At 36.5% G+C, this 12,054-nt stretch carries 11 protein-coding genes; 5 read left to right on the top strand and 6 right to left on the bottom strand.

The window, feature by feature from the left end:
• Position 1 precedes the first annotated feature (1 nt).
• Complete coding sequence (locus FG27_RS16095; RefSeq protein WP_037320902.1) at positions 2–496, top strand: hypothetical protein; 495 nt, start codon at positions 2–4, stop codon at positions 494–496.
• Here the strand turns inward: FG27_RS16095 and FG27_RS16090 are convergent.
• From FG27_RS16090 to FG27_RS18775, 6 genes are all read right to left on the bottom strand, one after another.
• The gene (locus FG27_RS16090; RefSeq protein WP_037322388.1) at positions 493–1,329 is read right to left on the bottom strand and encodes a S1 RNA-binding domain-containing protein; all 837 of its coding nucleotides are present in this window, start codon (positions 1,327–1,329) and stop codon (positions 493–495) included. The genes FG27_RS16095 and FG27_RS16090 overlap by 4 nt on opposite strands.
• 115 nt (positions 1,330–1,444) lie before the next feature.
• Positions 1,445–1,789 (bottom strand): DUF2853 family protein, encoded by a 345-nt coding sequence (locus tag FG27_RS16085; RefSeq protein WP_037320900.1) that lies wholly within the window; start codon positions 1,787–1,789, stop codon positions 1,445–1,447.
• 68 nt (positions 1,790–1,857) lie between these two features.
• Complete coding sequence (menD, locus tag FG27_RS16080) at positions 1,858–3,591, bottom strand: 2-succinyl-5-enolpyruvyl-6-hydroxy-3-cyclohexene-1-carboxylic-acid synthase (RefSeq protein ID WP_037322386.1); 1,734 nt, start codon at positions 3,589–3,591, stop codon at positions 1,858–1,860.
• A gap of 257 nt (positions 3,592–3,848) precedes the next feature.
• Entirely contained in the window at positions 3,849–4,985 is a 1,137-nt protein-coding gene (locus FG27_RS16075; protein WP_037320897.1) for a chorismate-binding protein, read from the bottom strand.
• Between the two features lie 3 nt (positions 4,986–4,988).
• Positions 4,989–5,408 (bottom strand): PaaI family thioesterase, encoded by a 420-nt coding sequence (locus FG27_RS16070; RefSeq protein WP_037322385.1) that lies wholly within the window; start codon positions 5,406–5,408, stop codon positions 4,989–4,991.
• A gap of 283 nt (positions 5,409–5,691) precedes the next feature.
• Positions 5,692–7,536 (bottom strand): hypothetical protein, encoded by a 1,845-nt coding sequence (locus FG27_RS18775; RefSeq protein WP_051935896.1) that lies wholly within the window; start codon positions 7,534–7,536, stop codon positions 5,692–5,694.
• Positions 7,537–7,733: 197 nt separating this feature from the next.
• Between FG27_RS18775 and FG27_RS16060 the strand changes: the two genes are divergently transcribed.
• From FG27_RS16060 to eutC, 4 genes are all read left to right on the top strand, one after another.
• Positions 7,734–8,372, top strand: coding sequence for an alpha/beta hydrolase (locus FG27_RS16060; RefSeq protein WP_037320896.1), 639 nt, complete (start codon positions 7,734–7,736; stop codon positions 8,370–8,372).
• Positions 8,373–8,518: 146 nt separating this feature from the next.
• Positions 8,519–9,787, top strand: a complete 1,269-nt coding sequence (locus tag FG27_RS16055; protein ID WP_037320894.1) for an NRAMP family divalent metal transporter — start codon at positions 8,519–8,521, stop codon at positions 9,785–9,787.
• A 94-nt stretch (positions 9,788–9,881) separates the two neighbouring features.
• On the top strand, positions 9,882–11,246 hold the full coding sequence (locus FG27_RS16050; protein ID WP_037322381.1) for an ethanolamine ammonia-lyase subunit EutB: 1,365 nt from the start codon (positions 9,882–9,884) through the stop codon (positions 11,244–11,246).
• The gene (gene eutC, locus FG27_RS16045) at positions 11,246–12,001 is read left to right on the top strand and encodes an ethanolamine ammonia-lyase subunit EutC (protein WP_051935895.1); all 756 of its coding nucleotides are present in this window, start codon (positions 11,246–11,248) and stop codon (positions 11,999–12,001) included. The genes FG27_RS16050 and eutC overlap by 1 nt, the downstream gene beginning before the upstream one ends.
• The last annotated feature ends 53 nt before the right edge of the window (positions 12,002–12,054 follow it).

Here is a 12,054-nt window from a genome sequence, read left to right as displayed (position 1 = left end):
AATGAAATTTAGCTTCCTCTTTCTTAGTTTGTTTTTGTTCGGAATTTCTTCGGTTTCTGCCCAGGAATATTGGGATATTGAAGATTTTGAAATTAGCAATTACAGCATTGAACCTGCCTGGAGTGATCTTAGTTTTGGACAACAATTCTTTAAAGGTAATTTTGATCTCCCAAGTGGTGAATTTATAAATGTTGACAATGGGAAACGCGCCAGCGTAGATATGATTGGAATTCTTGAAAGCCAACGCAATATGAAAAAACGTACTGTAGACATTGGCACTCCACTACCAACAACCACACAACAGAAAAAGAAAGCATTCGAAATTTCTGATAACTATAGATTAAGAGATAGTGATGACGTCTATAACGACGCTCTTAATTCAAACCCTTATTATCAAAATCAGCGAATTTATCAAAATGCGCTTCATAGGCAAACCCAACGCAGAATGTACTACGGTTCTTCCTATTATACACCGCGAGGGAACTATTTCTACTAATCTACTTTTAGGTAAAGGCCGTCGTCTTTAATATCTATTTTTCTCTGCTTATATAGATTACCGGCAGCACGTTTAAAACTCTTTTTACTAATTCCTAACTGGCTGTGAATTGCTTCTGGAGACGATTTATCGGTAAGGTTTAGGTAACCTTCATTTTTCTTTAATTTATCCAAAATTAATTCAGCATTAGGCTCAATACTTCGGTACCCGGGTCTTTGTAAACTCACGTCAATTTTTCCATCGGGACGGGTTTTAGTAATAAATCCGCGCATTTCATCGCCTACATTTATTTCCTGGAAAACATCGTCATGATAGATTAAGCCTAAATGCAACTGATTAATAATCACATTATAACCTAGATCACTTTTATTACTGATAATAAGATCTACCTCTTCAAAAGGTTCTATGGTTAACTCAGAATTATCTAAGAATGCATGCACTTTACTTGAAGCCACCAACCTATCGGTTTCTTCATCTAAATAGCAAAAAATTAGGTAACGCCCACCCTTTTTCATGGGATATGCCTGCTCTTTAAACGGGACAAATAAATGTTTTTCAAGTCCCCAATCTAAAAAAGCACCAAATTCAGTGGTTTCTGCACATTTTAGGAAAGCGAATTCATCAAGTTTCACAAGAGGCTCTAAGGTTGTTGAAACCGGTCTTTCTTCGTGATCAAGATATACAAAAACATCTATCTCATCTCCAATTTCAAAAGTCTCCGGAATATATTTATTTGGAAGCAAAACTTCATTTCCTTCAGCATCTGTTAAAAAAAGTCCAGGTTCGGTTTCCCTTACAATATTAAGGGTATGATTTTCGCCAATTCTAAGCATAATCTTTATTTTGAGGTGCAAAGATACTTTATATTTTACGGCTTTTCTATAAAACAAAAAAATCCGTTTTCCATACTTGAAAAACGGATTTATGTATAGTATTAAAAATCAAAGCTTATTTGAAAACACTTTCCTTTTTAAAATATTTAGTGAGTAGATAATATACTACAGCACGATATTTATTGCGATTAGATTTTCCGTATTTTTCCATAACCGCATTCAATCCAACATCTAGCTTTTCATCATCTTTTAAACCTAATTTTTTGATAAGAAAATTACGCTTTACGGTTTCAATCTCTGATTTAGAGGAACTGGAAACAGTTTCAGCATCGCTTCTAAAAATACTTGGGCCGCAAGATTCAGTTACTTTTCTAAGCAAATCTACATCGGGTTCCTCGCCTGTTTTATCTTTCACATCCTGGATGTATTTCCCTACTTTTTCATCGGTTTTTGTACTCATAATTCAAGTTTTTTGGTTTATTTCCTACCAAGTTACTTAAATGAGTGTTTTTTTACGAATTTAAAATCTTAAGATTTCATAAAATTAAAATATTCCAGCAGCACTTCATCATTCACTTTTCTTGGTGTAAAAATCTCTAATACCTTTGGACTTTTAGAGTCATCGAAGAATTCTTTTAAATTACTTTTTATCTCTTCTGAAGTTTTAGCTGCATAATACTGAAATCCGTACATTTCGCTTAAGGATTTCGCCTGGAGTTGATGTGTAGTTTCAAAATAAGTTTCAAAATTCTCTGTGTTTTTATTCCCAGGTAGAATTCTAAAAATTCCGCCACCATTATTATTCAAAATTATTATTCTGAAATTCTTCGGGATATAGTTATTCCAAAGCGCATTGCTATCGTAAAAGAAACTTAAATCTCCCGAAATCATTAGTGTAGGTTCACCATTTACACAAGCTGCTCCCACTGCGGTTGAAATACTGCCATCAATTCCGCTGGTACCACGATTACAAAAAATACGTAAACTTTCTTTCCATTTAAATAATTGTGCATACCTAATTGTTGAACTATTTCCCAGGTGAACAATATAATTTTCAGGAACTGTGGGAACAATTTCCTGCATCGCTTTCAGATCAGAATACGGGATTTCGTCCATATATTCTTCATGACGAATTTGCCGTTTGCTTTTAACTTCTTTCCAATAGATTTCATAATCACTTTTACCATTTTCCACAAGTGGAAAGAAATGACTGAAGAACGAATTCACCGTGGTTTCAAAATGCTTATTTAAACAGAAGAAAGTGTTGTACGCTTTTTTAGGGTCAATATGCCAGTGTTGTTGCGGTTGGTAGTTTCTTAAAAAAGCCTTGATCTTTTTTGAGACGATCATTCCTCCAAAAGTGAGTAGAATTTCTGGCTGAAGCTTTTTAAATAATTCGTCGCTATTTTCATCTTTTTCAATAGGACCAATTAAAGTATCTATCCTTGTAAAAAATTCGGGATGGTTTAAATTTGAAGTGGTTTCCGTCAAAACTATAACGGACTCATCCTGGGCGAGTTTCTCCAGGAATTCATGCTCAACCACATTAGGTTGCGCCACTCCAACAATTACCATTTTACGCTTTGCTTTATTCCAAAGATCAGCATAGCTATTTAACTGGTTTTTGGTATAAATGCGTTCTTTAATTTCTGGCAAGATCTGCAACGGATTTACCTCAACATTCTCCACGAGATCATACAAAGGTTCATAAAACGGAACATTTATATGCACAGGTCCTTTTCCTTCTATCGCTTTATTTAAAGCAAGATTTACTTCCCGCTCGTTATGTTTTTGTGATTCAAATTGTTTTTGCTGAAGCTTTTTATCGGTAGCCGCAGTATCCAAAACTAATTCAGAGTGTAAATTCGCCGAATATAAAATATGGTTCTCAAAAACGTTTTTCTGCCTAATGGTTTGTCCGTCTCCTATATCAATACGCTCTATCGGCCGGTCAGCAGAAATGATCACCAATGGGATATCACTGTAAAAAGCTTCAGCAATCGCCGGATAGTAATTTAACAAGGCCGATCCCGAAGTACAAACTAGCGCCACCGGTTTTTGTAATTGCTGTGCCATTCCCAATGCGTAAAAGGCCGCGCAACGCTCGTCTACGATGCTATAAGCCCGAATATCGGGGACATGTGTAAACCCAATGGTTAACGGTGCGTTCCTCGAACCGGGAGAAATCACCACGTGATTTATATTTTTAGCAACGCAAAGTGCAACAATAGATCGAGCAACAGGTATTTTAGAGTATTTCACAAAGTTTATTTTGTAGTGGTAACCAGACCTCATAGATTTTAAAAATCTTCAAAGTCTTTATTTTTAATCACGTCAACCTGAATTTGTTTCAGGTTCTAAACTGGATAACAACGTATATTCTGAATTAATCCCGAAAGATAGGGACAGAATTAAGTGAAATCTCAAATTAGAATTAGTAGATTTTACGACCTTATTAGTTAATTTTTAATCAACTCAAAATTACAATTTCAAAAGTATATCCAGCCCAGGTTTTGCCCTTATTTAACAAGTACCGCTTTTATAGTCTGTGATTTATTTACGGTTTCCTGCCATTCATCTGCCGCATTTGAATCTTTGGTAATTCCGCCGCCGATAAATAAGGAGGCTTTTCCCGCTTCCAGTTTCATGCAACGTAGGTTTACGAATAAAGAAGTTTGTTTAAGAATACTGGCGTAGGCCTGATTCTCCTGATTTCTAGGATTGCTATTTCGCTTTATCTCCTTTTTCATATTCAATTCGCCTAAAAATCCAGAATAAAATTCGCGATCGTAATTTTCATTTTCTAAAATGAATTTTTTGGCTTTTTCCTTTGGAAGCCCACAAACCGCTGGCGTTGGGTGTAAGGCTAAAAGTAAGTTTTTAAGCCTGGATTTCGTATTCAGCATTCCCTGGATATCGGTTTGCAAGTGCAATAAATTCCCAGCCCTGGTGGTGTATGGTTCAGATTTATGAATAGCACCGGAAACTTTGTCTTTCAAATTTTCTAAAATCGAATCGGTGACTATTTGCTGTTCCTCAATTTCTTTTTCTCCCCAATTCACATTGCTTGTGCCTTGAAAAGACTGGGTCCCAGCTAGAGACATGGTTTTAAACTTATCGCGCTCTACATTTAAAAGAGTTTCCGGAGTTGCACCCAGCCAAATTCCGGTTTCAGGATGAAACCAGTAATACACAAAAGCCGATTTATAATTTTTAAGCAAATTCTTAAAAATCTCTATAGCCTTAAGTTGTGTTGCAACACTTTCCTTCCTGGAAAGTACTACTTTCTTAAACTCATTCCGATGAATAGCTTCAAGTCCCTTTTGAATAAGTTCTTCATGCTGTATTTTTGCTTCACTATTGGTAAATACAGGCGGAAATTCCTGACTTTCCTTTTTAATTTCAGAAGAATTTTCGGCAGTATATTCCGCAGAAATATTTACAGCATTTTCTGAAGGAATAATTAGCGTATTTTTTTCATTTTTAAAAGGGGCGAAAATAAATCCACTTTCGCTGAATTCTAAATTTTTATATGTTTTAGAATCATTCTGGAGTAAAGCTTTTACATTATTTATGTTGGGATTTCTATAGGCCACAAAAGGATTTCCGCCTTGAATTTGTGTTTCTAATCTTGAGAAAAAATCTTCAAAATTCATCTTCTACTTCTTTTTAGGTAATGCTATGGTGGTGAGTTTTACGATAGAAATCAGGTTTTCAAATTCATCGGTAATCCTAATCTCCCAAAGTTGGGTAGTGCGCCCTTTATGAATAAACGAAGCGCGCGCAAACACAAAACCTTCAGCAATACTTTTTAAATGATTGGCGGAAATTTCAATTCCACGGATAAAAAACTCCTCAGTATCCAAAAAAACATAACTAGCCAAACTACCAACACTTTCAGCCAAAGCCACGCTTGCTCCCCCATGTAAAACACCGTCTGGCTGATGCACTCTAGGAGTTACCGGCATTTTAGCTATCAAATAATCATCTCCAACTTCAGTAAATTCAATTTCCAGCGTTTCCATAAGGGTGTTTTTACACACTTTTTTGGAAAGCTCCAGCAGTTCTTCCTGGGTCATATCAATAAGATTAGTTTCTTTGTAAACCATCTCCAGAGAATTCCGAGAGACACTTTAAAAAGAAAAATTTTTATTTCGATGTAAGCTTCGGATTATTTAAATCTCGATTACGGAGTAAAAATACAAAACAGCCTCAGAAAAAGTAGTTTTCTTAAGAGACTTTACGAAAAACTAATACCGTTTTATAGAATTGAATTGCGTTTGTCTTAATTAATTTTGTGATTTCAATAAAAAAGGAGTTGCCGTTTAAGCAACTCCTTTCGTAATTAATAATATTAGCTTCTTAATTTCCTATTAAAGAACTGGAATTTGAAGTTTGCTGCCATTTCTGATTTCGATTCTGTTGTTTTAATTCAGAAATTGGAGTAGTATCAATTTTAGCAACCCCTCCTAATACGGAAGTATTGGTAGTGTCATAGAAAAGAGCAAAATCTCCCTCTCCCGGTTCAATTACAGAGGCGCAAGCTATCGAGATTTCCCCAACTCCTTCCATTATAGGATGTATTACATCCGTATTTGGCGGTGCCTGGAAATATGCATTACAATCTAAGGCACCTCCAGTATTCTTCAATACTGCTCCCATATTTAGCAGGAATTGATTTTCCAAATCAATTCCAGATCCGTAATAATCATCCCACTCTCCCATAAAAATTATTCTCCCACCTTGAGCGGCAAATAGCTTTAAAGAGTTTATTTCTTCAACCGTATATTGAAACATTGGCATTACAAGCATAATAATTTTCACATCTGAAGGTATGTTAGTTAAATCATCTGATGGAGAAGATATATCCATAATACTGTAACCTTCATTAGTAATTACTGATCTCATATCTCCCCAAATTCCAATACATTGTGCACAGGCTGTATTCCGCCCTGTATCAAACATAAAAGTAGTTCCGCTGTTACGAATCCCACTAGTTGTGAAATTAACCAGGTTTTGAACAAATCTAATATTATCAGGATCCTGCATAGCCTGATCATCAAATATATTGGCGTCATTCAAAACCACTATATCTCGTCCAGGAACGGTGATACTTTCACAACCAAATTCATCCACTTCTACGCCGGGATCTGTATCTGGACATTCGTCAATATCATTAGGCACACCATCCCCATCATCGTCTGAGCCGTTTTGCCCACCATCATCATCTTCGCAATTAAAGAATATATGCCAGTAATTCATGTTATCATCATCTACAAAGAAACTCTGTACCTCGTTCCAGCTTAAATCTTCAGAAATAGGAGCTACAGCTCCGGGTGCAGGATAATTAGCATCCCAATTGACCAGGGTAGCAGTAACCCTAATATAATCAGTATCGGGTCCCTCTCCATATATAGGAGCTGGAATAGCTAAACATAAAGGATCGGCATACCAGTCGCCAGAATCGTCATCTTCTGTATTCCCTGTCATTGGCATTTCACCGGTATATAAAGGTATATTGTTATCATCACCTATATAAGTTATATCAAATGTATAATTAGCGGTAAAATGTCTTCCTGCATCGTTACAGTAATTAGCAAATACGCAGAATTCATAAATTTCTACAGGTATAATATCAAAGAATTGATAGCCGTAAAGATTCACATCTCGGTCATCAAAGCATAATACCTCAACATCGGTATAAGTTTTAGATCCCGCTCTTAAATCCCAGCTAAAAGGAAGAGATTGAGAAACGATACCAGCAAAATCGCTTCCAGCCTTGGGAGCTGCCCATATTACTTCTCCTGGAGCACCGCCATCATCATTCCATACAAGAAAATCGTTTAAGGTAACGGAAACTGTTGTTTCGCCGGAAGCTACAGGAATTTCCAGAGCTTCATCATAGTCCGTAAACAAATCATTTCCATCAATTATAATGGGAACAATAACATCTACAGGAGTATCAGCATCACCATATACCAATGAAATTTGTGCATAAGCTGGCGCATCTTCTGAACATTCAGGAAGGTCAGCCTCCTGTTTTTGGAGAGCTTTTCTTATCTCAGCATCAAGTACAGGACCTAAGTAAAGCTCTGCTACACCATCTGAAACTTGTTGCCCAACTCCAGGATTCTCATCTTCACTACAAGAAATGAAGAAGAGACTCATCAAAACTGATAAGAATAAAATTCTTTTAAAAATTTTCATAATTTAAAATTTGATTAGTTTGGTAGTTAGTAGGTATTATTTTATTGCAAATGAATGAGGCAGGTAGTTGCAATAAATAGATTTCGTCTAATAATTATTATCTTCGAAGATGTTAGCAAATTACAAGTAAATTTCCATAAATCCCATAAGGGAAATCCCTTCAAAACCAAACACCTAAACCACAAATATTAGATTAAATGAGTACCGAAAAGCAGCTTTCTTACCGAATCAGCAACACCTATAGCGTTTTAAACGATTTTACTGAAAAAACAAAAACCGTTTGGCTGGTTTGCCACGGAATTGGTTATTTAAGCCGGTATTTCCTGAGACATTTCAATCACTTAGATTCAAAAGAAAACTATATTATCGCTCCGCAGGCTCAGTCTAAATATTACCTAAATAACGAATATAAACACGTAGGCGCTTCCTGGCTTACCAAAGAACGCACCGAGGAGGAAATCGAAAATGTACTCAAGTATTTAGATGAAGTTTACAAAGCCGAAAATCTCAAAAATGCACCAAAACTAATTATTTTAGGATATTCGCAAGGAGTTTCGGTTGCAACTAGATGGATTGCCAAACGAAGAATTAAGTGTGATGAATTGATTATGCATTCGGGAAAAGTACCTGCGGAATTAAAGACTGAGGATTTTCAGTTTCTAGAAAACACAAACTTTACTTTTATTTACGGGACTGAAGATGAATACCTGAAAAATGGAATTATTAAAGTAGAAGAAATGCGATTGAAAGATTTATTTCCAAAGAACTTTAAAATCAAAACCTATAAAGGCGGCCACGAGGTTAATACCGACCTTATTGCTGAATTTGCTCGATAATCGAGTTTTAATGCTACAAGGCTTATCGCAAAATCTAAAAATTTACCCATTTTAATGTCTCGTTGGCCTGCTGTTAGGTAATTTGCATAAATTGACTTTTCGACTAGGCTCGATGTAACAAGTTTTTAAAAAGTCCAAACTTTAGAATGAAACAAAAAATTACTTCTTCTAAAAAATCCATTTTAAAAAGTATTGGCCCCGGATTTTTACTGGCTGGAGCAGCCATTGGAGTTTCTCATTTAGTACAGGCAACACGTGCCGGTGCCGATTATGGATTTATCTTAATTTGGGTTTTAATCGTGGCTTGTATTTCAAAATATCCTTTTTTGGAATTTGGCCCCAGGTTTGCCGCAGGTACCGGCAATCACCTCATTACCGGCTATAAAAAACTGGGTAAATTTCCTTATTGGATCTATATTTTAATCACTTTAGGCAGTATGTTTATTATCCAGGCCGCAGTGACTATTGTTACCGCTGGTTTAGCCGAGCGACTATTCAATTTTGGGTGGTCCCCGTTTCTATGGAGTGGCATCATCCTCATTGCCTGTATCGCTTTGCTTTTAATAGGAAAATATCCCGGCCTGGATAAAAGTATGAAAGTCATCGTTACTTTATTGACGTTGGCTACACTTGCTGCAGTAATTATGGCTTTTGGTGCGGGAACGGTAAAAGATGCAGTTACCACCGAACCACCTTCGTTATGGTCTACTGCTAGTTTAGGTTTTATAATCGCTTTTATGGGCTGGATGCCTATTCCTTTAGATGCTTCGGTTTGGCATTCTATCTGGACCAAAGAAAAAGCAGTTCAAAACAAACAGAAAATTTCAGTAAAAGGTGCTTTTGCCGATTTCAACGTAGGCTATCTTTCGGCTGCATTTATTGGATTATTATTCTTTTTACTCGGCGTTTTAGTAATGTTTGGCAGCGGCACTTCGTTTTCCAGCAACAGTGTAGAGTTTTCGAGCCAATTAGTAGAACTTTACGGAAAAACGCTTGGGGAATGGAGCAAACCCTTAATTTCGGTTGCAGCTTTTATTACCATGTTGAGTACAGTCTTAACGGTTACCGACGCTTACCCCAGGGTGATTTCTGAATTAAAAAACCCGGAAAAAGATAAACCTGAAGACAAAAAAGAAAAATGGAAAATTTACCGAACTTCCATTTTTATTATTCCGGTACTATCCCTTTCAATTTTATATTTCCTCTCCGGTTCATTTACAATTTTAGTAGATTTCGCCGCCGGACTTTCATTTCTATCGGCGCCATTTTTAGCCTGGTTTAATTATAAACTCGTGACGGGAAAACAAATGCCCCAAAAACATCGCCCGGGAAAGAATTATAGAGTTTTCAGCTTGATTTGTTTTGCTCTTTTGGTGATATTTAATTTTGTTTATATCTACACATTAATCAGTTAATCGTTACAAGGGAAGCATTAAATAAAACATAAATCATTTAATTCTATACATCTTATGCTATAAACTTTGTAAATTCAGTTCAGGAATGCAAACCATGGCATACAAATTTTCACTTCGCGGAAAAACCTATTCTTTTAAAGATCTTAAGACCGTTTTAGCGAAAGCTACTCCGGAAAGGTCTGGAGATGCCTTAGCCGAAATCACTGCGGTAGATAATAAAGAACGTATTGCCGCTCAATACTGCCTCAGTGAGATTCCGCTGCAAACCTTTTTAGAGGATCTTTTGATTCCTTACGAAAAGGATGAAGTAACCCGGCTCATTATCGATGATCATGATGCTGAAGCGTTTAAACCAATATCAAATTTAACGGTTGGTGAGTTTCGTGATTTTCTGCTTTCTTATCAGGTTGATGGAAGCTCACTTAAAAAACTGTCAGCGGGATTGACTCCTGAAATGGTTGCGGCTGTTTCTAAGATCATGCGTAACCAGGATCTTATCTCTATCGCTTCAAAAATTGAAATAATTACCCAATTCAGAAATACGGTAGGTTTAAAAGGTCATTTTTCAGTTCGTTTACAACCAAATAATCCTTCTGATGATCCAAAAGGAATTGCCGCAAGTATCATCGACGGACTTATGTACGGTTGTGGTGACGCTGTTATTGGAATAAATCCTGCTACCGATAATCCACAGGAGGTTTCAAAACTTTTAAAGCAACTGGATGAGTTCAGACATCAGTATGAAATACCTACTCAAAATTGTATTCTTAGCCATCTTACCACCACTCTTGAAATTATCGATAAAGCTCCAGTAGATCTTATTTTTCAATCTATTGGTGGTACAGAGAAAACCAATTCTTCCTTCGGCATCGATCTGAAATTGCTTCAGGAAGCTTATAATGCCGGGAAAGAATTAAACCGGGGGACCATTGGAAAACAGATGATGTATTTTGAAACCGGTCAGGGTTCTTCGCTTTCAGCAAATGCCCATCATGGAATAGATCAGCAAACCTGTGAAGCCCGTGCTTATGCTGTGGCCAGGAAATTCGATCCTTTCCTGGTAAATACAGTAGTAGGATTTATTGGTCCGGAATACTTATATGACGGAAAACAAATAACCAGAGCCGCGCTCGAAGATCATTTTTGTGGAAAGCTCCTTGGTTTGCCGATGGGTTGCGATGTTTGTTATACCAATCACGCGGAAGCTGACCAGGATGATATGGATAGTTTACTTACCTTATTGGGCGTTGCAGGCTGTAATTATATTATGGGCGTTCCGGGAGCTGATGATATTATGCTGAATTATCAATCAACTTCCTTTCATGATGCCATGTATCTTAGGAAAGTTCTGAATAAAAGACCGGCTCCGGAATTTGAAAAATGGTTACTTAATATGGGCATTATGGACGAAGAAGGAAATCGAAGAGAAATTCCTGAACAGATTTTAAAACTGAGGTAATGCCAAAAGAAATCTCTAAAAATAATTATTTTCAGAAAGATCCCTGGCAAGAACTAAGGTCTCTATCTAGAGCTAGAATAGCATTGGGTAATACAGGTGGAAGTTTGCCTACCAAAGAAGTATTGAACTTTCAGGAAGACCATGCTTTTACTAAAGATGCCATCTATTCAGATTTAAAAATTGAAGAACTTAAGAGAGCATTGGGAGAATTCGATCTACCTGTTTTTCTATTTGATACAAAAGTTAGCGACAGAAAAGAATATCTAAAACGTCCGGACCTTGGTAAAAAACTGGCAGATCCAAAGTCTTCTGGTAAAAATAATGATTTTGATATTTTATTCATTTTAACAGATGGTCTTGCTGCCGATGCTATTAACGAAAGGGCAATTCCGCTACTTCAGGAAATTCTTCCAAAACTGAAAGTTAATTATAACATCGGATTATGTTTAGTGAAATATGGACGCGTAGCAATTAGTGATGAAATTGCTTCCACGCTCAAAACAAAATTTACTGTGGTTCTTATTGGAGAGCGTCCCGGATTATCTTCTCCAAAAAGTTTGGGGATTTATACAACCTATGAACCCAAGCCGGGAACTACAGATGAACGACGTAATTGTATTTCCAATATTCATGAGAATGGATTAAGTATTGAAAAAGCTTCAGATTTACTACAGTATTTTATTGAGGAATCCTTTCGAAGAAAATTAAGCGGAGTGAAATTAAAATCCGGAAGTTCTGGAAGTATAAAAAAATAAAAAATCTTTTAGCACCTTGATTGCCGTCCGGGAGAAAATAATTTAACACAAAT

It is taken from the genome of Salegentibacter sp. Hel_I_6 (assembly GCF_000745315.1).
Taxonomy (GTDB): Bacteria; Bacteroidota; Bacteroidia; order Flavobacteriales; family Flavobacteriaceae; genus Salegentibacter.
Note: the sequence above shows the minus strand (reverse complement) of the source record. Positions and strands in the feature narration are given on the sequence as shown.

Excerpts from the sequence above, each read along its gene's own strand:
- FG27_RS16070 (WP_037322385.1), bottom strand. The coding sequence starts at position 5,408 with ATGACCCAGGAAGAACTGCTGGAGCTTTCCAAAAAAGTGTGTAAAAAC.
- eutC (WP_051935895.1), top strand. The coding sequence starts at position 11,246 with ATGCCAAAAGAAATCTCTAAAAATAATTATTTTCAGAAAGATCCCTGG.
- FG27_RS16085 (WP_037320900.1), bottom strand. The coding sequence starts at position 1,789 with ATGAGTACAAAAACCGATGAAAAAGTAGGGAAATACATCCAGGATGTG.
- FG27_RS18775 (WP_051935896.1), bottom strand. The coding sequence starts at position 7,536 with ATGAAAATTTTTAAAAGAATTTTATTCTTATCAGTTTTGATGAGTCTC.
- FG27_RS16090 (WP_037322388.1), bottom strand. The coding sequence starts at position 1,329 with ATGCTTAGAATTGGCGAAAATCATACCCTTAATATTGTAAGGGAAACC.
- FG27_RS16075 (WP_037320897.1), bottom strand. The coding sequence starts at position 4,985 with ATGAATTTTGAAGATTTTTTCTCAAGATTAGAAACACAAATTCAAGGC.
- FG27_RS16050 (WP_037322381.1), top strand. The coding sequence starts at position 9,882 with ATGGCATACAAATTTTCACTTCGCGGAAAAACCTATTCTTTTAAAGAT.
- FG27_RS16055 (WP_037320894.1), top strand. The coding sequence starts at position 8,519 with ATGAAACAAAAAATTACTTCTTCTAAAAAATCCATTTTAAAAAGTATT.
- FG27_RS16060 (WP_037320896.1), top strand. The coding sequence starts at position 7,734 with ATGAGTACCGAAAAGCAGCTTTCTTACCGAATCAGCAACACCTATAGC.
- FG27_RS16095 (WP_037320902.1), top strand. The coding sequence starts at position 2 with ATGAAATTTAGCTTCCTCTTTCTTAGTTTGTTTTTGTTCGGAATTTCT.